Here is a 22,069-nt window from a genome sequence, read left to right as displayed (position 1 = left end):
GTATAATGAAAGGATAAATTCAAGATAGGCTAGAAAGAGGACTTGCATGAATACACAACAATCAATTTATGGTTTAACCAGGGATCAGCTTGCTGCATGGCTGCTGGCTCATGGACATAGAAAAGGGCGGGCCGAGCTTCTGTGGGAAAGCCTGTACCGTAAACGGCTCACAACGTTCGAAGACATGGACGAGGTTCACTCCGACTGTCTCCGTTTAGTGGAGGAGCATTTTGCTGTTGAAACGTTAGGGGAGCATGTCCGGCAGGAGTCGGTGGATGGGACGATTAAGTTTCTGTTCCGGCTACAGGACGGTAACCTCATCGAAACAGTGCTGATGCGGCACAAGTTTGGCTTGTCCGTTTGCGTAACGACGCAGGTTGGCTGCAATATAGGCTGCAGCTTTTGCGCCAGTGGGCTTTTGAAAAAGAGTCGGGATCTGACTAGCGGTGAGATTGTAGAGCAGGTAATGAAGGTGCAGTTGCATTTGGATCGTCAAGGGAAAGACGAGCGGGTCACTCATATTGTCGTTATGGGCATTGGTGAGCCTTTTGACAACTATGATCATGTCACGGACTTCCTGCGTGTGATTCAGGACCCCAAGGGATTGGCTATCGGACCACGCCATATCACGGTATCGACCAGTGGACTGGCGGATAAAATTGTAGAGTTCGCGGATTCGGACCTGCAAGTGAACCTGGCGATATCGCTCCATGCTCCCAACAATGAGCTGCGTACCCGGATCATGAAGATCAACCGGGCCATCCCGTTGGAGAAGCTGATGGCAGCTATTGATTATTATTTGAGTAAGACGCGGCGCCGCTTGACGATTGAGTACATTCTGCTCAAGGATGTTAATGATGGCACGGAACAAGCCCTTGAACTGGCAGAGCTGCTTGGCGAACGCTTCGTCAACGTTAACCTGATTCCTTATAATCCGGTGGATGAACATGGGCAATATCAGCGGAGTGAGCATGGTTCGGTGTTGGCCTTCTACGATGTGCTGAAGAAGCAGGGACTTAGCGTCAGTGTACGGCTGGAGCATGGCGCCGACATCGATGCGGCTTGCGGCCAATTACGGAGCAAGCAGCTTAGCAGATAGATAAGTTTAACTAAAGGAGAGGCCTAACAAGCAAGAGGGGGAAATGATTCTGAAGAAGCGGAGTGAAGGCATGATTTTGGAGGTCATTGCAACCTGTGCAGAGGATGCGATCATAGCCGAGGCGAACGGAGCGGATCGGCTGGAGTTGGTTACTGCCATGACGGAGGGCGGTCTGACTCCGGGCATCGGCCTGGTGCGCCAAGTCCTAAAGTCAGTAAATATTCCCGTTCATGTCATGGTGCGGCCGCATAGTCGCTCCTTTGTGTATAGTGAAGCAGATATCCAGACCATGGAGGAAGAGGCGCGCGCGGTTGAAGATGCAGGTGCAGCAGGTATTGTGTTTGGGGCTTTAACGGAAGAACGCCAGATCGATGAGGTTGCCTTGGCCAGAATATTGGCAGCATCAGGAGGCATGAATGTGACATTTCACCGTGCCTTTGACGAGTTGAGGGATCTCCCGGAAGGTCTGCATACGCTGTTAAAGCATCCCCAAGTGAATCGGGTGCTCACCTCAGGCGGGCCTTTGCCTGCTCCGCAAGCAACTTCTGAGATCAGGCAACTGGTGGAGCTGGCCCACGATAGCTCACTTGTTATCCTGGGGGGCTATGGTCTGACCCTGGAAACGGTGGAACGCTTCATTTCAGATACCATGGTCACGGAAGTTCATTTCGGTTCGGATGTCCGTTTTGGGGGAAAAGGCTTGTCTCCTGTCGATCCGGATCGGCTGAGTGCATTGTCTAATTGCTTGAAACTTTACTAGATTTAAATGGCGGCTTGACAGTCGTCTGATTTTATATTATCTTAATATCAAGATAAATCAAATTGAGACATCTAATGTTCACGGAGGTGAGCTAAAAATGAGTGGCAATCGAGACAAGAATGATGCGCTCCAGCTGTTTGTTGTATTGTCCCGAGCCAGCCAGTGGATTCATGCCCATAGCGATCAAGCAATTCGCAAATATGGATTAACCCGGACCGAGTTCGGCGTGCTGGAGCTGCTCTACCATAGAGGACGTCAACCGATTCAGCAGATTGGCAACAGGGTATTGATGAGTAGTGGTAATATTACATATATTGTCGACAAGCTGGAGAAGAAGCAGTTTGTAACCCGACAATTCTGCGCAGAGGACCGGCGTTTGGTCTATGCTGAGATTACGGAGAAGGGCAGAAAATTTATAGAAGAGATTTTTCCGCAGCATACCGAAGTCATCGAGCAGGCGGTTAGTGGACTTTCCGTGGAGGAGAGGGAGCTTGCTGCAGCTTTGTTGAAGAAGCTGGGTAAATCCGCTCAGGCAGGCTATAAATAGCCCGACCAGCTCACATAAATGAAGATGATTTAGGCAGCGTTATTTATGAATAATATCTTAATTTTAAGATTCTTCATATTTAATATAATTGAAGAGTTTATACGACTGTAGGCTTATCAGCACATATCCTGGGAGGAATCAGAACATGAATGAACATGACTTTACGGCTATTGTTAAATCCCGTCGCTCGGCGAATAAATTTATAACCGGTGTAGAAATTGAAGATCAGGAACTAAATGAAATCTTTAATTTAACTAAATTTGCTCCGTCAGCCTTCAACTTGCAGCACACCCACTATGTTGTTATTAAGGACCCTGGCATGAAGGAGCGGATATATAAGGTTGCTAACAAGCAATATAAGGTTCATACAGCTTCAGCTGTCATTTTGGTGTTAGGCAAGCTGGATGCCCATAAGGACGTGGCAACGATGAATGAAGGACTGTTGAATTTGGGCATTCTCAGCAAGCAGGAATACGATGCACTGGTTACGGATACAATCGAATTCTATGAGAGTCGGGGAAAGGAATTTATGCGGGAGGAAGCCATACGCAGTGCCAGTCTGTCGGCTATGCAGATGATGCTGATTGCCAAGGACAGGGGCTGGGATACTTGTCCGATGATCGGCTTTGATGCTGAGGCGATGTGTCAACTGCTGCATGTACCGAATAACTACATCCCGGCGATGATGATTGTTATTGGCAAGGAAGACAATTCCAGTCCGAGATCACGAGGTTACCGTAAGCCGGTTGGTGAGTTTGTCAGCTATAACCGCTTCTGAATATATAAAAAGTGCGTGTTCAACAAGTCGGGTTTATGTCTAGGAAGACGACTTGTTGAACAACCTCTAAAAGGAGGAATACAGATGGTACGACCAACTTCCGGAATCCACCATATTACGGCGTTTGCTACCGACCCTCAGGCTAACGTAGATTTTTATGCTGGAGTGCTCGGGTTACGATTAGTGAAAAAGACAATAAATTTTGATGCTCCCGAGGTGTACCATCTTTATTTTGGTGACGAGTCCGGGAGTCCAGGGACCATCATCACGTTTTTTCCATCACGTGGGGCACGTCGTGGCCGGGTAGGAGCCGGTCAGGTAGGTACTACAACCTACGTTATTCCTACAGTTAGCATGGATTTTTGGCGGCATCGACTGCAAAAATTTGGCATCTCGACAACGGAAGTGGTGCGGCTAGGAGAAGCCTACCTGCATTTCAGGGACCGTGATGGCTTGCAGCTTGAACTTGTTGAGCGCGATGCCGGACCACTCAGCACTTGGAGCTTCGGCGGCGTGCCTGCCGACCAGGCAATCAAGGGCTTCGGCGGTGCCGTTCTGTACAGCGCCGCGCCGGAGAAGACAGCGCATTTGCTGGAGACGGTGCTGGGCATGAACAAGCTTGCTGAGGATGAAGCTTATGTCCGCTTCAAGGCCGGAGGCGAGCTTGGGAATATCATCGATATTAATGTTAAACCGATGGATTATGGTGCAGGGGGTGCGGGAACGGTACACCATATCGCTTGGCGAGCCCAGGATTTTGCCGAGCATGAGGCTTGGCGAGAGCATGTGGCTGATTATGGCTATCGGCCGACGCCTGTGGTGGATCGGCAGTATTTCCATGCCCTGTATTTCCGCGAAGAGGGCGGAATATTGTTTGAGATAGCTACCAATCCGCCGGGCTTCGCCAATGATGAGGCACCCGAGCATTTAGGCGAGAAGCTGATGTTGCCTGCATGGTATGAGCCGAGCCGTCAAGCTATTGAGCAAAATCTGGACCCGTTTGAAGTACGGGTGCTCAAGGAGGACTTGTCATGATGCAGCACTTGTTTAAGCCGGCAGTACGAGAAGGGAGTATTTCAAATAGACCGGTACTGCTGTTGCTTCACGGAACGGGTGGAGATGAACGGGACTTATTGCCGTTGGCTGAGCTTATTGCTCCTTCATCGGCCATACTTAGCGTAAGAGGAAATGTGCTTGAGAACGGGATGCCCCGCTTCTTCCGGCGATTCCCCTCCGGAGCATTTGATGAAGAGGATTTGTTGCTCCGCACCCGGGAGTTGCATGATTTTCTGGATCAGGCGGCAGCCAAATATGGCTTTGATCGCGAGCAAATCGTGGCGATCGGCTACTCCAACGGAGCGAATATTGCGGCAAGTCTGTTGTTTCATCACCCGGGGACTTTGCGTGGAGCCAGTCTGCATCATCCCAAGGTACCTAGGCGTGGGGTGGAGTTGCCGGAATTGAAGGAAGTCCCTGTATTTATCGGCGCGGGGCGCCAGGACAGAATTTGCTCTCCTGAAGAGACCGCGGAGCTGGATCAATTGTTAAGTGCCGCAGGTGCCCGGGTGGAGGTACACTGGGAACCGTATGGTCACCAACTGACCGAGACAGAAGTCCAGGCTGCGGCAAATTGGTTTGAACGAAATTTTCAATGAAAAAGGGCTCAATCTAAAAATCAGTGCTTGCCCCAACAGGGATATCTAGAGCGGAGGGTCGTAGGGATTCTGGAGAAACTTAAAGCTTTCTGAAAGAAAGCTACATCGAAAGCCTACGCTTGGTCGCCTTTGCGAATGGATTTCAACCTTATAAGAATTTATTGAATCAGGAAAATCCACGAGGGGAAGCGATCGGAAGAACTCTACGAACCCGCAGCACCTCATTGTCCAAATGACAAGCACTGATTTGGGTTTTGAGCCAAAAAAAGAAATCGCTAATTCAGACCATTAAGTCAAATTAGCGATTTCTTAGTAGTCTAAAAGCCTGCTATCATAATCGTAAATAAACATTGCACAAGTGCATAATACATAAAGATATCCCATACGTAAATATTCCAGTTGTTTATTTAGCAAACTGACGGAGTCTATTTCGCTCCAAGTTGAAGATATTTGCGTATTTTCTCCCAGTAACATTTTTGCTTTCTGAATATTTTGAACAATAACAGAACCGCAGTCTACTCGATTTATGGCAAATCGTTGATAGTTTCGTCCCATAGATTCCCGATTGACTCTGGCTTTATAACTTCTGCTTCTTAATTCATCCATAGAAACGGTCCGATCGTTATATTCAGGGTCAGGGATAGAATTCATATGATAGAAAGACTCCACCATAGGATAATTTAAGTATAACTTCCCCATATCCGATGATTCACAAAAATAATTCTGCATCTTTTTAATTTTTTCTTCACTAAACAAGGGATCATGGGGATCCAAATCAAAAATAAGTAAAATATCCGTGTATCTATCATCAAAGATATACTTTTTCTGAAAATCACTTTCCCTCGATTTGAGCACTTGAAGTAAATCAAAATTATCTTGATGTTCGCCGCTTGTGAAAAATTCCTGATATAGGACGTAAATATTAGTATGGTAAGAGACAATCTGATATTTTGCATCTAGTTCTGGGTAAAGACCTATGAGTTTGGACATCAGTTTGTAGTCTGTTCTTTCACCCTCGACAAGAACCAAAATTTTTTTCTTGGGTGAACTACTCATCAAATTCACCGCTAATATAAAGTTTTTCAAGGTTGTGCCCTTCACGCAGTTCTCTTTTGGTAGCGTTGGCAAAAGATACGAGCATATCTGGTGTGAGAATAAAGTAACAGTCAGGTCGCATGATTTTGTTGGATAAAAGATTCGTATTATGCGAGGTCAATATGGTTTGAAAATTTTGTGCCTGTTGAAGCATCTGTACTATTGCTTCAGACAGCTCTACATGGTAATAAGCATCAAATTCATCAATAAACAGCAAAGATAATTCGTGTGTTGTTTTTAGCCAGTAAAAGATCGTATATAGAGCCTTTGTACCGTTTGATGCAGTTTTCAGGAATGGGAGAGGCTTTTTATGATTAAAGTAAAGTACTCGATCACCTGATGGATTTTCTTTAGAGATAAGCGATCCTGAAACTCCAGATTTATTCAGAAATTCTTCAAATTCTTTTACATAATTCCCTTCAAAGATAAAGTTAATGTAGTCAGAACTGTCCGTTTTATAGCCTATATAACGATTCTCATCCAGGCTTCTGAACCATAGCATTCGGGATACAAACTTTACAAGGGAAGATAGCTCAGGTACATCTTCAGTTTTGGAGTTGCTAACGATATAACGCAATACTGAAAGATTATTCTGATGAAATTCAAAGTTTAGAGAGGGGGCATAATTTTGCAGTCCAGAAAAATCTCCTTGTTTTGTCTGAAAATCATATGAAAATACAAGTTTATCGTCAATACTTACTGTCTCATACATAAGCTCACGAAAATCTGATTTGCGATAACAATAAGCTACCTTTGATTGGTTAAAATTGAACACATACCGAAACTCTGCATAGTTTGTATCGCTGTCGGCATTAAGATAAAAGTTATAAACACCGGGCGTTACATTATTATCAGAGAGATGTGAAGCTATATCAAAAATAGCAAGCCCGAGATTTGTCTTACCAACTGCATTTTTTCCATAGACGATGAGCTTGTTTAAAATACCATCTTTAACGCAGCTTGTGTTAAATTTATAGTCCCTCACATCGGTGAAATCAAGAGCAACACGTTGCGAGAAATTCTTAAAGCCTTCAACTTCAAAGCGAATTAACATTATAACACCTCACTTTAGTAACAGTATACCCTTTTTACATGTATGATACGAGATCTGCCGCAAAAAAATTACGATTACCTGGCTAACTGCAACAATTCGCTGACCGTGACAAGCTTATAGCCTTCGGCAGTCAGTTCTTCCGTTAAGATGCGCACCGCGTCAATCGTTTGAGAACGGTCGTCAAAGCCGTCGTGGAACAAGAGAATGCTTCCAGGCTGTATCTCTTCGCGGGTCTTGTCAACGATATGCTGCACACCGGGCATTTCCCAGTCGGTAGCTGCTCCGTTCACGGCTCCAATGGCTGGATAGCCGAACTCCCCTCTGCTGATGGCTGCGACTTGCTCGTTAAAAGCTACATAGGGAGGACGAAATACGCGAGGCTTGCTTCCGGTAAGCTGCACAATTAGTGATTCTGTCTGGCGAAGCTCCTCGCGGCATTCATCCGGGGTAATCTTCGGTAAGCTGGGGTGGGAGTAAGTATGATTGCCGATTTCATGTCCCTGGGTATGTACCGCCAAAGCGGTGTCCGTGCTTTGCTCGATTTGCTGACCAATCATAAAGAAGGTTGCCTTCCCTTGGCAGCTTGCGAAAATGTCCAGCACCTGCGGGGTATATAGCGGATTAGGGCCATCATCGAAGGTGAAGGCTATGGCCTTCTCAATAGTGGGTACACGGGTAATAACATCGTAGCTTGAAGACATACGGCTGCAGCTCCTTTTAATATGAGTGAAGCCATTATAGCATACGCGCACCATGCAGAAACTGCATTACAATCGACTCTTGATATCGAATTCGACTGCGCAGCGGCAAGCTCCAGCAGGTTTCCACCGTAACGGCCCGAGCCCCCAACCCTGCCAAAGCCATCCGGGCCGAGCCGCCTAGCGGCTTCACACGCAGATTGAAATGATGGGCTTGCTTGGAGATCGTCTTGTTCGTCTGGGCAATGATGGTGCCTGCCATGCCTACAGCACGGCTTCCTTTATGCGTGATTAGGGTTTGGCCTAAATATTTGGCATTTACCTGCGATAATCCATTGGCTTCATGCAGATCAAGATACCAGGAGGGTTGATATCGACGCGCCAGCTTCATCCATGCGGCAGACACAGGATGCGTGGCGAAGCCGCTGGCATAGCGGGGAAACGTTCGATTTAAATCGGGGATACCTCTAATTCTCTTACGATATGCCAATTGATTCATAATAGGTGCAATAATAAGCGTGCCGCGACGAAGCTGTATTTTGCCTGATTGAAGTCTGCTGATAATGTTCTGAGCCGCACGTATACTTGCTATTTCATTACCATGTATGCCGGCCGAGATGAGCATAACCGGCCCGTTCCGCAAGGAACGCACAATATGATATGGCGTCTGATACGAAGTACCTTTAGCTAACATGGATCTTGAAATTCGCATCCCTTGGCCCCCTTGCTTGTTCATTTCAAATATTCTATGCCGAACCTGGTGGACCGCATCACGTTATCAGCCTGGAAAATATAAAATGAGCCTTCCCCTATTTCATCGTAAGGGAAGGCCCGGTGCTGATTCATGAATGAATTACAGCTACTCTATTACTCCGTTATTCTTGATCACGTTCTGATACCAATAGAAAGATTTCTTTCTTCTTCGTTCCAGTGTGCCGTTACCTTCGTTGTCCAGGTCAACATAAACAAAACCATACCGCTTGCTCATTTCACCGGAAGAGGCACTGACGATGTCGATACATCCCCACGAGGTATAACCGATTAACTCTACACCATCAGCCACAGCCTCCTGCATAGCTTTAATATGTTTTTCCAGATAATCAATTCTATAGTCGTCGTTGATGCTGCCATCTGCTTCGATCCGATCCGTTGCGCCCAGGCCATTCTCAACGATAAACAAAGGCTTCTGATAACGGTCATATAACGTATTCATGGTAATGCGCAGCCCGAGCGGATCAATCTGCCAGCCCCATTCGCTTGTGGGCAGATAAGGATTAAGGGCAGACCCAAACACATTGCCTTCCGTCGAAGGGGCTGAATCAGGCTTAGCACTAATCGAGCGGCTGGAGTAGTAGGAGAATGATACATAATCAACCGTATGCTTCATCGCCTCCAAATCTCCGTCTGCAATATCAAGCTTGATGTTATGTTCATGAAAAAACCGTTGCACGTAAGAAGGATAAGCTCCTCTTACTTGTACATCCGTGAAGAAAAACTGTTCTCTATCCTTCTCCAGGGCTGCCCATACATCTTCAGGGTCACAAGTAAACGGATATACATTTCCCGCGGCCAGCATGCAACCCACCTTGTTAGCGGGATTGATCTCATGCGCTAATTTAGTAGCCATTGCCGAGGCAACCAGTTGGTAATGCGCAGCTTGATATTTAACCTGTTCTTTATTTTCTCCAGCTTCAAAAACAAGACCTGCCCCGATAAACGGAAGATGCAGCAGCATATTGATTTCATTAAATGTAATCCAGTATTCAACCTTCTCCTTGTACCGCTTAAATAAAACTTCACAATATCGCAAATAACAATCAATCACCTCTCTGTGACGCCAGCCGCCATATTTCTTGACGAGCCCAAGCGGCGTGTCGAAGTGATTCAAGGTAACCAGTGGCTTGATGCCGTATTTGAGACACTCGTCAAAAATTGCATCATAAAAGCGAAGCCCCTCTTCGTTGGGCAACTGTTCATCACCGTTCGGAAAAATGCGTGGCCAGGAGACGGACAGTCTAAATACCTTATATCCCATTTCAGCCAGCAACTGAATATCTGTCTTGTAATGATGATAGAAATCAATGGATTTATGACTTGGATAATACTCATATTTACCTTCATGCGCCAGGGCATAAGCCCCATCCAGCATACATTTCATCCGGTCGCCTTTAACAGGGAGCAGGTCAACAAGGGAAAGTCCCTTGCCTCCCTCTCTGAATGCCCCTTCGCTCTGATTAGCCGCGATGGCCCCTCCCCACAAGAAATCATCCGGTAATGCCTTCATATTCTTCGCCCCTCTTCAGCTACTAAATTTCTAACAGATCTCTAAATGAGTCCAATCGATAAGTTGCAAGATCATACTGTGCAGCGTCTCCAAGGGCAGCCGAATCCATATTGGCATTTACCGCAGCCTGGATTCCTGCCAAGGCGTCCTCCACAACCAAACAATCCTCCCCGGTAATATCAAGATACTGAGCAGCTTTTATAAACACTTCAGGATCTGGCTTGGACTTACTAATATTGGTGCCATCTGACACAGCATCAAAGAAGTCACCGAGACCAATCCGTTTCAATATGAACCGCGCATTTTGACTGGAAGAGCCGATCGCCAGCTTTATGCCCCGTGCTCTCAGTTGAAGCAACGTGTCTTTCACTTCATCGCTTAAATCAGCGGGAGACATTTCTTTCAATAGCGACTTGTAATAATTGTTTTTCTCTTCAGCCAGACTCAGCTTCTCTGTCTCCGGCAATTCACCGGGATAGTTCTCTAAAATGATGTTCAAGCTTTCCATACGACTAACTCCACGCAGGCGGTTGTTCACTGTTTCATCAAAGTTGATCCCAAGCGAATCCGCTACTTTCTTCCAGGCTAAATAATGATAAGCATCCGTGAAGCAAATCACTCCATCCAAATCAAAAATGATCGCTTTATACTTCATCAAGCAACCCCCCTTATAATTTGGTATCCCAATACGAGCAGAAGGGATCGATGGGATTTTTGCCTTTAAATTCGCTTTTACCTACCATTTTTTCTACAATCTTCTTCGGATTAAACTCATTTGCCGTATAGGCATTGATGTACGTCTTGATCATCGGCACGTCCTGCAAATGATACGGGTTGGCCACTGAAACAAAGATTGTAGGAATTTCATGGACAAACCACGGAGTATCCAGGCCCATAGGCGGCAACCAATTAATTCTTACCGTCGTCTGGTTGCTTGCTGTCTTAATATTGGCAAAATACAGAACCAGATCGTATTGCTCTCTAATCTCGGCAATCATTTTTTTTCGGAACAGGTCACTATGGATTTGAGCATCAAACGTATCGACCTGAAATCCTTCTTCCTCCAGGGATTGGATAAATAAGCGGCTAACCGGAGGTTTTCCGCTGGCACTTACGAGGTCGCCAAGTACAAAAACGATCACTTTTTTATAGGCTGTCTTATCAATGGGAAGAATATGCTGCGTATCCTTAACAAGGGTTATCGATTGATCCGACAGTTCTTCCGCCCATTGCACATGTTCCGCACATTTAAGAATATTCAGGCCTTCCTTGGGAGGCATCAGCTTGTTTTCTCTAGCTTTGCTATGGAGCTTCAAGGATGCTTTAGTGGCCAGAATTCTCGATACTGCCTCATCCAGTCTATCCTGTGACACTATACCGTTATCAATTCCAGTCTTCATAAATTGATAATCTTCCTCCATATTCCGCGTGAAGAGAATCATATCACAACCCGCAGCAATAGCTCCCGGAAGTAAATCCGCTCTCCGTCCGGCGGCTGCAAAGCCGACCATTTCAGTCGCATCGGTTACAATCAGTCCGTTAAATCCCAGTTTATGGCGAAGTAATCCCTGCAGCAGCTCTTTTGACAAAGAAGCAGGCTTTATTTCCTCGTCCTTGATATCCGGAGAGAACATTCTGGTATACGCTGGCTGAAGAATATGACCGGCCATCACTGTTTTTGCTCCGCGCTCGATCATCCCCTTATAGACTAGACCAAATGTAGCATCCCATTCTTCTACCGAGAGTGAGTTGACCGAAGCTACCAAATGCTGATCCCGATCATCTACGCCATCACCAGGAAAATGCTTGATGGATACAGCCACATCATTTTCCTGACACCCCTTCATATAAGCACTGGCCATATCCAGCACCCTTTGCGGATTTGAACCATAGGTCCGTACATTGGTAATCGGGTTTGCATAATTCATATCAATGTCAACTACCGGTGCAAAGGCCCAGTTGCATCCCACAGAACTGCCTTCTCTTGCTGCGACAACACCCAAACGATAGGCATTCTCTACGTTGTCACTGGCAGCGATCTGAATCTGTCTGCCATAGAAGGTTCCATCATTGCCAATTCCGTCGCCTCCTGCTTCAAGATTTGCTGCAAGCAGCATTGGAATCCGGCTTTTCTTTTGTAAAAACTGATGGATATCGTAGATTTTTCCGCTATCTCCTGGCCGATACATCATAGCCCCCGGCTTGTACGTATCCACAATCTGTTCCAGAACGTTGAAATCATCGGAATCCCCGTGTAAACAAAATAACTGACCCATTTTTTCCTCTACCGTCATATTTGCAAGCGTGTCTTTCACCCAAGCGATGTCCTCGTCGGAAAGAAAAAACGGATTGCCTTTGAAGTTGATCATGTATGGAGTTCTCCCTTTCTATCTATGATTTGTGAACGGTGAGTAATATATCGTTGTAATCAACGGCGGTCTGGGTTGTTCCCGTAACATCCGCAAAGTTAGCCGTGTTGGCGACAATAACAGGGGTAACCGTTGAATAACCGGCTTGTTCAATTTTGCCAATATCAAATTCCAGCAACAACTGCCCCTTAGCCACTCGATCTCCTTGGTTCACTTTTGGAAAGAACACGCCATCCTTCAGTTTAACGGTGTCTTGTCCAACATGAATCAGCAATTCAACGCCGTTGTCGAAAGCCAAGCCTATTGCATGCCCTGTCCGGTAAAAACTGATCACATCCGCATCAGCAGGAGCGAATAATTTGCCTTCGGTTGGTATAATAGCTACGCCTTTACCCATCGCCTCTGTCGAGAAGGCTTCGTCCTTAACCTGACTTAACGGGATAACCTCACCCTTCAGCGGGCTAACTATTTCTTCATCGTCCTTGGAAGCATTCACTGACGGAGCTTCTCCCTTTACGATCGTATTATTCTGGGGCGTCTCCTCATCCTTGAACAAGAGATAACCTAAAATAAAGGCGATGACCATGGCTCCAGCCGTAACTATCGCCAACCGGATGACTCCCTGCATGGAGCCTGTCTCCGGATCAATAAAGCTGGGAAAACCAAAGACCCCCAGACCGCCGATAGCAAAAAACTTGATACCCAGCACCATTGTGGCCGCACCGGCAATTCCTGTCGCTATGCAGCTAATAATAAACGGTTTTTTGCGCGGCAATGTAATTCCATAAATCGCCGGTTCAGTAACGCCAACCAGACCGGAGAAAAAGGACGGCAAACTAATCGCTTTCAGCTTCTTATCTTTTGTCTTGAAGTAGATCGCAAGCACAACCGCCGCCTGTGTAAAGGAAGCTGTAAAAGTCGCGGCAAAAATAGTGTCGTAACCAATTGTCAACGTATTATTAATTACAATTGGAATCAATCCCCAATGCAAACCGAACATGACAAATACCTGCCATAATCCGCCTAGAAACAACCCGTATAAGATTGGGCTTATTTCGTTAAGGGCTACTGTTGTTGCACCAACTGCATTGGATGCCCATGTTGAAAGGGGGCCGATGACAAGCAAGGCTAAAGGAATTGTAACTAACAATGTACCCAGAGGTACGAAGAACATCTTGATAATTCCCGGAGAAATTCTCTTGAAGAACTTTTCGATTTTGGACGCCAGAAACACAGATACGATGACAGGAATGACCGTGGAGGAATAGTTGAGCAGTATAACCGGTATCCCTAAGAAGGTCATATATACCTTGGATTCAAATAAAGTCCCGGAGAACAAGGTAGATATAGCTTCCCCGTCAGCCGCAGCAATTAATGTAGGGTACAGCATAATTGCCCCAATCGCAATCCCTATAAATTCATTAGCCTTGAATTTTCGAGCTGCGGTTAGCCCAAGAAAAATGGGAAAGAAGTAGAAAATCGCATCCCCGGTTGCTTGAAGGATAATATAGGTTCCGTCAGTTTCAGTCAGCACACCGATGGCCACCAGCAGGGCCAGCACACCTTTAAGAATCCCTCCCGCAATCAGAACGTTCAGGATCGGAGTGAATACTCCCGAGATCATATCAATGAATTTGTCAAATAACCCTTTTTTTTGATTTGATTCTTCTTCGTTTGCTTCATTCGTCCGTGGTGCTTCCCCCAGACTTTGCATCACTACTTTATATACATCCGGCACATGAGTCCCGATAACCACTTGATATTGCCCGCTGCTTTCGAGAGCGGTTACAACACCTTCCGTGTTTTTTAATACCTCGGTATTCGCTTTACTTGAATCTTTTAATTGAAAACGCAGTCTTGTTACACAATGCGTTAAAGAATTAATGTTGCCTTCCCCGCCTACATTCTGCACGATGATGCTTGCTAAATCATCATATTTGCTTGCCACAGATATTGCCTCCCTTATATTTCTTTCTTTACGTATAATATTATTGCTTTTATTCCTTACTTTCTTTCCAATGCTCAGCTTATTTTTAGGCAAAAATTGATTTTTTGTAATATGTGTAAAAACCCCCAGGTGGACTGGAGGTTCAGGAAAGCGTATAACTATAATAATAATGATAGGTCTGGCAACTGGAACAGGAGGATCTAAAATGGAGAAAGGATTTTACGAAATCAATCGGATGGTCAAAAATTACCCTTTAAAGATCGTTCCTCATGAACAAGTATTGATGATGGGCCAATCCATAATTGCGAAGCATTGGCACAGAAGTATAGAAATCGTCTATGCTTTGGGAGGAGATATTAAATTATGGATAAACGGTGAAACTAAGCAATTGCATTCAGGTGATATAGAAATTATCCATAGCAGTATGCCACATGCTTATGAATACGGTGAGTCCAATCGCGGCTGCAGTATTCTAATTTCCTATAATTTCTTGAAGGAAATTTATGAAGAAATCGATGATATTCGCTTTGTGTTGCAAAAAGAAAACATCATTTACCCGCGATTGCAGACGATTATGTCGAGTATGTCGGAAATCTACATCAAGCAGGAGGAATTTTACAATCTACACCTAAGAAGCCTTCTGTATGAATTGATGTATCTGCTGCTGAGTCATTTCAAAGTTGAGAAAAATCAAGTTATAGAGGTTTTCTCTGAAAAATATGCGGATAGGTACAAAAAAATCATTGACTATATTAATAACAATTATATGAGAAATTTAAGCCTGGAAGAAATTGCGAATGTATTTGGTTTTAGCAAAGCCCACTTCTCCAGAAGCTTCAAAAAATATATGAAGATTGGTTACAAAGATTATTTAACAAGTGTTCGAGTTTATTATGCCAGAAAGCTCATTCTGGAAACGGATCTATCCATGCTGGATATTTCGACCGAAACAGGTTTCAGCGATGCAAAAGCCATGATCCGCGAGTTTAAAGAAATATTTAAAACCACGCCGCTTCAGTATAGACGACTGCATAAAAGTACAAACGGCACACATGAGTCATAGTCAAGGGATATTTACTGAATAATGTAAAAACGCGGGCCATGGAGCTTTCTCCGTGGCCCGCGTTTCTTGACAAGCGATTATCCCTTCACCGCACCCGCGGTCAAGCCGCTGACGATGTATTTCTGCCCGAATAAATACAGGATAAATACAGGCAGTGAGGTGAGCACCAGGTTGGCGAAGATCAGGTTCCAATCCCGGCTGTATTTGCCATAGAAATTGTAGATTGATAACGGCATTGTCCAGGTGGAGCTATCCGTCAGGAAGTAGAGCGGAATGGTGATGTCATTCCACACCGACATAAATACCATAATAGCTACCGTAGCATTCACCGGCAGAATCAGCGGTGTTACGATGCGGAAGAATACGCTTAACACACTCGCTCCTTCCAGGAAAGCCACCTCGTCGAGCGATTTAGGGATCGTCTTGATGAAGCCGCTATACAGGAACACGCTGAATGCGGTGTTGAGGGACGCGTAGATTAAAATAACGCTGGATATGCTTCCATAGAAGCCCAACCATTGCACAATGCGAATCGTAGTAATCGTCGACATCGGGGCAATCAGGCCCATGAAGAAATACATGTATAACGTGTTGGCCAATTTCGTATCCCGGCGGGCCAGAATAAAGGCCGCTGCCGAAGAGGCAATAATATTGATGATTGAGGAAATCCCGGTAATGATTACGCTGTTCATAAATGCGCGGGGAATGCCGCCCTCTTCAAACACCTGGGCATAGTTGGAGAACATCCATTTCTCCGGAAGCGCCAGGGAGAAGCTGAGCACCTCGGCGCTGGTCTTGAACGAGCCAAAAATCATAATCAGAATTGGAAAGATAATCAGTAGTGAAGCCAGCAGCAGCAAGGCCTCCACAATATAGTTGCGTATCGCCAGCTTGCGAGTGAATCCCATTATTCAGAGACCTCCTTACGCCGCATAAAGATCAGCAGCGGGATAGCGATGATGGTCACGGCTACGAACAGCAAGGTATTGATTGCCGTCCCAAGCCCCCAACTGCCTTCACCAAAGGAGCGCAGAATAATTGTTCCCACGACCTGAGAGGCATTTCCGGGTCCACCGCCCGTTAATACAAATACTTCCGAGAAGACCTTGAGCCCGCCAATTAAGGTAAGCATCAGGTTGATATTGATAGCCGGCAACAGGAGCGGCAACGTGATATTCTTAAATTTATTCCAGGAATTAGCCCCGTCGATGGTGGCAGCCTCGTAATAATCCTGGGAGATGGATTGCAATCCGGCCAGATAGATAGCCATCTGGAAGCCTGCATTCTGCCAGATCGAAATGATCGCAATCGTCCAGATAACAATGGCGGGATTGGTTAGCCAGGCCTGGCTAAGTCCATGTAGGCCAATGGCTTCCAACAAGCGGTTGATGGTACCTTCGGTCCGCAGCATCGGCGTGAACACGATTCCAATAACCAGAATACTTAAAATAGAAGGAGAATAGAAAATAGCACGCAGCAGGTTTCGCGTTTTCAAACGCATGTTCAATCCGACGGCCAAGAGTATCCCGATCAGATTCTTGCCCAGTACAGTCACCACGGCAAAGATCAAGGTGTTTTTCAGTGCCAGGGTGAGCGTCTTGTCATTAAAAATCTTCGTGAAGTTCTCCCAACCGACAAAATTAATGTCCAGCCGATCCAGCCGCCAGTCGGTGAAGGAATAATAAAAGCCCGCGAATGCAGGAACCACGAAGAAGATCGAGTAGATCAACAACGCCGGCAGTACGAGGTAATAGGAATACAAGCTTTTGATTGATTTTGTCTTCATGTCTCACACTCCATTATAGCTTGGTGCAGCATAAGGCTTGATCACCTTATGCTGCCTGCTATGTTTCCTTCCGATTTAGAAACCGGCGATTTCTTTATCTTTCATCAATTGCGCAAACTTCTCATCCCAGTTCTTCAATACTTCTTCCGGTGTCAAGCCGCCGGCAAACTGGTCTTGCAGCAAGCGGTACAATTCACTGCGGTCAACCAGCATGAAGGCATCTGTCGTCAGCACTGTCTTCTGAGGTGTAATGTAGTTGTCTACGATTTCTTGCTTATACTCTGGCAACTCCGGTGTATTGACATCGCTCAGATTCGATACATAACCCTTCGAGTCCACGATTTTCTGAGCGACTTCTTTCTCAGCCAGGAAATTCAGGAACTGCTTGGCTTCTTCCAGATGCTTGGCTTTCTTCGGAATGAACAATTGACCGCCTAGTGGACTTGCGCCAAGTCTTGCATTTTCGATAGCTGGAATTGGGAACACGCCAAGCTTCATGGATGGATCTTGTTCAGCAACCCCTTCAATCAGCCAGTCACCCATGAACATCATGGCAACTTCTTTGTTCAGGAATTTACCCACAGCCATATCGTAGCTGTCGCTTAACACGTCTGCATTGGTATAGCCCTTCTTGTATAAATCGTATTGCTGCTGCAAGAAGGTTTGAAACTCGGGAATATCGGACCATTTCCGCTTGTTGCTGTTCAGTTCGTCGAAGTAAGTAGGTTGGGCTTTTGTGATAAAGTCAGCGAATGCTGCTGCAGGCCAGATATTTGCTGCCCAGGCATCCTTGAAAGGCATGAAAATAGGAGTAACCCCACTGGCTTTGATTTTCTCACAAACCTCCAGGAATTCTTCATAGCTGTTCGGAATGGACAAGCCCAGGTCTTCAAAAATTTGCTTGTTGTACACGACCCCTTGCATCCCGGTATCCTGGCTGACATGGAAGCTGTACACATGTCCGTAGGCCGACAATACGTCTTTGTTTTGAATCCGGCTGACCCATTCCTCGTCATCAAGAATTTCAAAATTCCGTTCCAGGTTAAGATCGGTAGTCGCACTAGCCAGGTTGTACTGAATCAGGTCCGGTGTCTCTTCAACCGCCAGCTTGGTTTGCAGTACGGTGGTCGTTTGCTCCGCTGGAATCAATTGCAGGTTAACCTTGATGTTGGATTTTTGTTCAAACTCGTCAAGGATGTCTTGTTGTATGAATGCGGAGTCCTGAGAGCTCTTGGAGATAGCCAGCTCAAGGGTAACCTTGTTTCCTTTGGCGGCGCCTCCGTCTTGTCCATCGCTTGCGCTGTTGCCGGATTTGGAGTTGCCTCCGCAGGCGGCTAGCGAAACGGCTAACAGACCCGTAATAACCAATGTAGCCGTTTTCTTGATTTTGTGCTTCAAGGTAAATCCCCCCGTCTTTTTATGTGTTTTTTTGAATCCGTTTACAACTAGATTATAGAGTGCGTGGCTCGTAAGGTACATGTCTGTGGGTGACTACTTATGTGTAAAATTCTGAACTTGAAACCGTTGTCATCCAGTAAACGGAAGTGGTACAGTTAGAGCATTAAGCCTGCATTAGAATCGAAGGTTGTATTCAGGCGCGGCAAGGAGGCTCTTCACCCTGCAATGAAACCTTATATCTTGGGCAAAGCGCAGTTCAGCTTGCAAACGAAAGTATTCTTGACCTTTGTTGCCTTGCTGTTATTTATACTTGGCTGCTTTATCGTCTACGTCAACCTGATGGTAATCAAGCCGCTCAAGGAGCAGACAGTGGAAGACAAGATTGCAGCAGCGGCGAAAGTAAGCCAGCAGCTAGACGATTTTATTGATAGTCAGAACCAACTGTCTCAGCGCATCTTGTCAAGTAGAGATATTTTTTCCATTTTGGATCGGGGCTATCAATCTGATTTGAACATCGAGCGTTTGAATCAAAGCCGCAAGCTCAAGGACCTGATGTTCCAGGCTATCGGACCCCGGATGAACATCAAGGATATGATTATCTATGACCAGCAGGGCCAGCAGATCGTTTCCTATCTGGGAGAGCCTACGCCCTCGTCATCATTGCAGCCTTTCCTGACCGCCAGGCAATTGGAGGAAGGCGGGAATGACAAAGGGTTTGTGCTGGTTCGATATGAAGGAGCCCTGTCGTTCATCAGGCCGATCAGCAACCAGAATGGCAAAGTATTTGGCTATCTGTCCATCGTGATGAACCAAATGGATTTACAGAGAATTACCGGAGGTGGCGGGTCAGGGAAAATCTATGTACTGGATGCTGAAGCCCATCCCATCGCGGGTCGCGATCAAGAGAAGGAGCCTGCCGAATTAAGTATGGGCGACGCTTCGGAGGGAATGTATACCGATAGCTTTGATAACTATGTCGCTTATGTCCGGTCCGAGAGCACGGGATGGACAACCTATCTGGTCACGCCAAAGCAGGATGTGCTCGGGTCCGTTAATTCGGTGCAATATATCTCCATGCTGCTGATTAGCTCTTTGTTGCTGATTTCGTTTGTATACATCTATCTGACTACACGGAATCTGCTGCTGCCGATCCGCAAGCTGCGCAGCCAGATTTGGCGTATCAGCTATAGCAATATGAATATTAAGATGGAGAACCGGGCTCAGAACAATGAGCTAATCTTGCTGAATGAAGCCTTCGAGGATCTGATGGAGCGCCTTCAGGAGTCGATCGAGCGGGAGAAAATAGCGCTGCATGAAGAGGTCAAGGCGCGGAATTCAGCTCTCCAGGCGCAGATTGCACCGCATTTTATCCACAATGTGCTTTATCTGATCAGCATCGCTGCTCAGGAAGGGAAGACACAGGTGGTATCGGATATGTGCAAGCATTTATCAGACAGCCTGCGCTATATTGTGTCCTCTCCCTATGCGCATGTCACGCTCGCCGATGAACTGGAGCATACGCGGCATTATCTGGCTCTGGTGCAGCAGAAATATGAGGAAGACCTGGTCTGGGAGATTGAGGCGGACGAGCTTGCTCATAGCATTCAACTGCCACGGTTGGTGCTCCAGCCTTTTGTTGAGAACTGCATTGAGCATGCATTTGAACATAGTGACCCGCCTTGGCGAATCAGCATCACAGTGAAGCAATTCAACGGATTATGGGCTGTAGAGATTAAGGATAACGGGGCGGGCTTCCCGCCAGGCAAGATTCAGGAGATCATGGAAACATGCCGAGAGGATGGAGCGGAGGAACGGGACCATCGCAATAGAGATACGAAGCTTGGCAATATGGGTATCGTCAACAGTGTCCATCGGTTGAAGCTGATGTATCAGAACCGGCTATTTTTCAATATCTTCAATCACGGGGAAGGAGAAACGGGGGCCACGGTGCAGATCATCGGGTCGCTGACGCAGGACTTCTATTGAGAGAGGGGAGTACCATGTACAATGTCATGATTGTGGAGGACAGCAAGCCGATTTTACGAAATATCAAGACCCTGCTGAATTCGCTGGGGCTTCCTATCGAGATAGTACGAACGGCAGGGAATGGAGAAGAGGCCCTGGAGCTGCTCCAGCAGCAGTCCGTCGATCTGGTATTGACCGATATCCGCATGCCGAAGATGGATGGTCTGACCTTGATTGAGCGGGCCAAGCCGATTCAGTCCGAGCTGTTATTTGTGTTAATCAGCGGCTACAACGATTTTGAATATACACGTAAAGCCCTTAACCTGCAGGTATTTGATTATTTACTTAAGCCGGTTGAACTCAAGCAATTGTCGGAAGTCATGAATCGGGCCATGGAACGTCTGGACCAGAGAACCTCGGGTGGAGCGGAGATGTTGAAGGAGATCATCGATCCGAAATATTACACTCATTTGCGGCTTGGCGACCAGTTTCAGCATTATGGGAACATCATTCTGCTGCTTCGGAGGCAACCCTTCACGGGAGAGAGCCAGTATTGGACGCGGGATTTCATTCAGCAGGAGCTGAATGAAGCTCTGTCTCCCTATCCTTGCTGGGTATTCCCTACCCGGACGTCCAAGGAATTCTTGGTCCTGATGCACAAATCGGCCTTGGGGACCTATTCTTCAGTCTTTAGTTGCCTAGAGACGGTTCGCCGCAGCATGGAAGCGCTTGGGCTTGAGGCGGCGGTTGGAGGACAGCTGCAATCGTCCGACCCTGTGGACTTGCCCAAGGACTATCACCGGATATCCGGAATCCTGGATGAAGCGCAGCGTATTCACCAGCCAATCGTGGTTGACACCGAGGTATCGCTTCCGATCATTCAGCCCGACTCTCACGGACTGGACCGGGCTGAGGCCTCCATGTTCATTGAATTGGTTCGCGGCAAGCGCAAGGAACAATTCCTGCTCAAGCTGAATGAGTCGCTGGGCAAGTGGCAGGGGGAGAACATCAGACTGATTGAGCTGGAGCGCTTTATCGGGCTGTTGGTGGATGCTTTCGCGCAGGCCGGTGCAGAGCAGGATCATCAGTTTCGCATCGAGCTGGAGACCTCGGCAGCCCAGCTGCTCGGGCAGGAGAGCTATGATGCATTTTGTCGGGAATTCCAGGAGTGGGCAAAACAAAGCTTTGATGTTGTGCAATCACAAAACCGGAAAAGCGCGGAGGAATTGTTCCGACAGATCGAGGAGTACGTGAAGATGAATCTCTATTCCTATTTGTCCATCACGGATGTAGCGTTGAAATTCCACGTCAGTCCATCTTATATCAGCCGCATTATGAAGAAATATACGGAGAGAACCTTTGTTCAATACTATACCGAGTTGAAAATCCAAGAGGCTTGCAGGCTCATGGCCAGCAAGCCGGAGATGAAATTTCGCGAAGTGTCGGACGTGTTATCCTTTAGCGATCAGCATTATTTCTCTAAGGTATTTAAGGAATATACGGGGTATAGCCCCACGGAATACAAGGAGAAGGTCTTGCTTGGCTTGCCTCAGGAGTAACAGCCGGGGCA

At 46.4% G+C, this 22,069-nt stretch carries 20 protein-coding genes; 9 read left to right on the top strand and 11 right to left on the bottom strand.

The features are described from left to right. Positions 1-46 precede the first annotated feature (46 nt). The 6 genes from rlmN (at position 47) to C557_RS0102035 (ending at position 4,839) form a co-directional block, all read left to right on the top strand. Entirely contained in the window at positions 47-1,099 is a 1,053-nt protein-coding gene (gene rlmN, locus C557_RS0102060) for a dual-specificity RNA methyltransferase RlmN (protein WP_018750156.1), read from the top strand. Positions 1,100-1,142: 43 nt separating this feature from the next. After that, complete coding sequence (locus tag C557_RS0102055; protein ID WP_018750155.1) at positions 1,143-1,859, top strand: copper homeostasis protein CutC; 717 nt, start codon at positions 1,143-1,145, stop codon at positions 1,857-1,859. Between the two features lie 97 nt (positions 1,860-1,956). Next, positions 1,957-2,406, top strand: a complete 450-nt coding sequence (locus tag C557_RS0102050; protein WP_018750154.1) for a MarR family winged helix-turn-helix transcriptional regulator — start codon at positions 1,957-1,959, stop codon at positions 2,404-2,406. A 145-nt stretch (positions 2,407-2,551) separates the two neighbouring features. Further along, entirely contained in the window at positions 2,552-3,184 is a 633-nt protein-coding gene (locus tag C557_RS0102045) for a nitroreductase family protein (protein ID WP_018750153.1), read from the top strand. A gap of 84 nt (positions 3,185-3,268) precedes the next feature. Beyond that, a complete protein-coding gene (locus tag C557_RS0102040; RefSeq protein WP_018750152.1) occupies positions 3,269-4,219 on the top strand; it encodes a ring-cleaving dioxygenase in 951 nt (316 codons plus the stop codon). Further along, entirely contained in the window at positions 4,216-4,839 is a 624-nt protein-coding gene (locus C557_RS0102035) for an alpha/beta hydrolase (protein ID WP_018750151.1), read from the top strand. Before C557_RS0102040 ends, C557_RS0102035 begins: the two co-directional genes overlap by 4 nt. A 309-nt stretch (positions 4,840-5,148) precedes the next feature. Here C557_RS0102035 and C557_RS0102030 read toward each other — a convergent pair whose 3' ends face one another. The 8 genes from C557_RS0102030 to C557_RS0101995 all read right to left on the bottom strand — a co-directional run bounded on the left by C557_RS0102030 (position 5,149) and on the right by C557_RS0101995 (position 14,287). After that, on the bottom strand, positions 5,149-5,925 hold the full coding sequence (locus tag C557_RS0102030) for a hypothetical protein (RefSeq protein ID WP_018750150.1): 777 nt from the start codon (positions 5,923-5,925) through the stop codon (positions 5,149-5,151). Continuing rightward, positions 5,888-6,988, bottom strand: coding sequence for an AAA family ATPase (locus tag C557_RS0102025; RefSeq protein ID WP_018750149.1), 1,101 nt, complete (start codon positions 6,986-6,988; stop codon positions 5,888-5,890). The genes C557_RS0102030 and C557_RS0102025 overlap by 38 nt, the downstream gene beginning before the upstream one ends. 74 nt (positions 6,989-7,062) lie before the next feature. Continuing rightward, on the bottom strand, positions 7,063-7,689 hold the full coding sequence (locus C557_RS0102020) for a polysaccharide deacetylase family protein (protein WP_018750148.1): 627 nt from the start codon (positions 7,687-7,689) through the stop codon (positions 7,063-7,065). A 34-nt stretch (positions 7,690-7,723) separates the two neighbouring features. Continuing rightward, positions 7,724-8,398: a succinylglutamate desuccinylase/aspartoacylase family protein gene (locus tag C557_RS0102015; protein ID WP_018750147.1), complete on the bottom strand. Its 675-nt coding sequence runs from the start codon at positions 8,396-8,398 to the stop codon at positions 7,724-7,726. A 147-nt stretch (positions 8,399-8,545) separates the two neighbouring features. Next, a complete protein-coding gene (gene ascB, locus C557_RS0102010; RefSeq protein WP_018750146.1) occupies positions 8,546-9,970 on the bottom strand; it encodes a 6-phospho-beta-glucosidase in 1,425 nt (474 codons plus the stop codon). A 22-nt stretch (positions 9,971-9,992) separates the two neighbouring features. Beyond that, positions 9,993-10,625, bottom strand: a complete 633-nt coding sequence (gene pgmB, locus C557_RS0102005) for a beta-phosphoglucomutase (protein ID WP_018750145.1) — start codon at positions 10,623-10,625, stop codon at positions 9,993-9,995. A 13-nt stretch (positions 10,626-10,638) separates the two neighbouring features. Further along, positions 10,639-12,339, bottom strand: coding sequence for a glycoside hydrolase family 3 protein (locus C557_RS0102000; RefSeq protein ID WP_018750144.1), 1,701 nt, complete (start codon positions 12,337-12,339; stop codon positions 10,639-10,641). Positions 12,340-12,361: 22 nt separating this feature from the next. Beyond that, the gene (locus C557_RS0101995; RefSeq protein ID WP_018750143.1) at positions 12,362-14,287 is read right to left on the bottom strand and encodes a beta-glucoside-specific PTS transporter subunit IIABC; all 1,926 of its coding nucleotides are present in this window, start codon (positions 14,285-14,287) and stop codon (positions 12,362-12,364) included. 205 nt (positions 14,288-14,492) lie between these two features. Here C557_RS0101995 and C557_RS0101990 point away from each other — a divergent pair, with 205 nt between their 5' ends. Beyond that, positions 14,493-15,350, top strand: a complete 858-nt coding sequence (locus C557_RS0101990; protein ID WP_018750142.1) for an AraC family transcriptional regulator — start codon at positions 14,493-14,495, stop codon at positions 15,348-15,350. A gap of 77 nt (positions 15,351-15,427) precedes the next feature. Here C557_RS0101990 and C557_RS0101985 read toward each other — a convergent pair whose 3' ends face one another. From C557_RS0101985 to C557_RS0101975, 3 genes are all read right to left on the bottom strand, one after another. Then, positions 15,428-16,258 carry a carbohydrate ABC transporter permease gene (locus tag C557_RS0101985; RefSeq protein WP_018750141.1) on the bottom strand — a complete coding sequence of 277 codons (831 nt, stop codon included), beginning with the start codon at positions 16,256-16,258 and terminating at the stop codon, positions 15,428-15,430. Continuing rightward, positions 16,258-17,136, bottom strand: a complete 879-nt coding sequence (locus C557_RS0101980) for a carbohydrate ABC transporter permease (protein ID WP_018750140.1) — start codon at positions 17,134-17,136, stop codon at positions 16,258-16,260. Before C557_RS0101980 ends, C557_RS0101985 begins: the two co-directional genes overlap by 1 nt. A 75-nt stretch (positions 17,137-17,211) precedes the next feature. Continuing rightward, positions 17,212-18,534 (bottom strand): ABC transporter substrate-binding protein, encoded by a 1,323-nt coding sequence (locus C557_RS0101975; RefSeq protein ID WP_018750139.1) that lies wholly within the window; start codon positions 18,532-18,534, stop codon positions 17,212-17,214. A gap of 225 nt (positions 18,535-18,759) precedes the next feature. Between C557_RS0101975 and C557_RS0101970 the strand changes: the two genes are divergently transcribed. Both C557_RS0101970 and C557_RS0101965 read left to right on the top strand, forming a co-directional pair. After that, positions 18,760-20,520 (top strand): cache domain-containing sensor histidine kinase, encoded by a 1,761-nt coding sequence (locus C557_RS0101970; RefSeq protein WP_018750138.1) that lies wholly within the window; start codon positions 18,760-18,762, stop codon positions 20,518-20,520. Positions 20,521-20,534: 14 nt separating this feature from the next. Next, a complete protein-coding gene (locus tag C557_RS0101965) occupies positions 20,535-22,058 on the top strand; it encodes a response regulator (protein WP_018750137.1) in 1,524 nt (507 codons plus the stop codon). Positions 22,059-22,069: the final 11 nt, after the last annotated feature.

This window comes from Paenibacillus sanguinis 2301083 = DSM 16941 (genome assembly GCF_000374825.1).
GTDB lineage: Bacteria > Bacillota > Bacilli > Paenibacillales > Paenibacillaceae > Fontibacillus > Fontibacillus sanguinis.
Note: the sequence above shows the minus strand (reverse complement) of the source record. Positions and strands in the feature narration are given on the sequence as shown.

Excerpts from the sequence above, each read along its gene's own strand:
- rlmN (WP_018750156.1), top strand. The coding sequence starts at position 47 with ATGAATACACAACAATCAATTTATGGTTTAACCAGGGATCAGCTTGCT.
- C557_RS0102055 (WP_018750155.1), top strand. The coding sequence starts at position 1,143 with ATGATTCTGAAGAAGCGGAGTGAAGGCATGATTTTGGAGGTCATTGCA.
- C557_RS0102050 (WP_018750154.1), top strand. The coding sequence starts at position 1,957 with ATGAGTGGCAATCGAGACAAGAATGATGCGCTCCAGCTGTTTGTTGTA.
- C557_RS0102045 (WP_018750153.1), top strand. The coding sequence starts at position 2,552 with ATGAATGAACATGACTTTACGGCTATTGTTAAATCCCGTCGCTCGGCG.
- C557_RS0102040 (WP_018750152.1), top strand. The coding sequence starts at position 3,269 with ATGGTACGACCAACTTCCGGAATCCACCATATTACGGCGTTTGCTACC.
- C557_RS0102035 (WP_018750151.1), top strand. The coding sequence starts at position 4,216 with ATGATGCAGCACTTGTTTAAGCCGGCAGTACGAGAAGGGAGTATTTCA.
- C557_RS0102025 (WP_018750149.1), bottom strand. The coding sequence starts at position 6,988 with ATGTTAATTCGCTTTGAAGTTGAAGGCTTTAAGAATTTCTCGCAACGT.
- C557_RS0102020 (WP_018750148.1), bottom strand. The coding sequence starts at position 7,689 with ATGTCTTCAAGCTACGATGTTATTACCCGTGTACCCACTATTGAGAAG.
- C557_RS0102015 (WP_018750147.1), bottom strand. The coding sequence starts at position 8,398 with ATGCGAATTTCAAGATCCATGTTAGCTAAAGGTACTTCGTATCAGACG.
- ascB (WP_018750146.1), bottom strand. The coding sequence starts at position 9,970 with ATGAAGGCATTACCGGATGATTTCTTGTGGGGAGGGGCCATCGCGGCT.
- pgmB (WP_018750145.1), bottom strand. The coding sequence starts at position 10,625 with ATGAAGTATAAAGCGATCATTTTTGATTTGGATGGAGTGATTTGCTTC.
- C557_RS0102000 (WP_018750144.1), bottom strand. The coding sequence starts at position 12,339 with ATGATCAACTTCAAAGGCAATCCGTTTTTTCTTTCCGACGAGGACATC.
- C557_RS0101990 (WP_018750142.1), top strand. The coding sequence starts at position 14,493 with ATGGAGAAAGGATTTTACGAAATCAATCGGATGGTCAAAAATTACCCT.
- C557_RS0101985 (WP_018750141.1), bottom strand. The coding sequence starts at position 16,258 with ATGGGATTCACTCGCAAGCTGGCGATACGCAACTATATTGTGGAGGCC.
- C557_RS0101980 (WP_018750140.1), bottom strand. The coding sequence starts at position 17,136 with ATGAAGACAAAATCAATCAAAAGCTTGTATTCCTATTACCTCGTACTG.
- C557_RS0101970 (WP_018750138.1), top strand. The coding sequence starts at position 18,760 with ATGAAACCTTATATCTTGGGCAAAGCGCAGTTCAGCTTGCAAACGAAA.
- C557_RS0101965 (WP_018750137.1), top strand. The coding sequence starts at position 20,535 with ATGTACAATGTCATGATTGTGGAGGACAGCAAGCCGATTTTACGAAAT.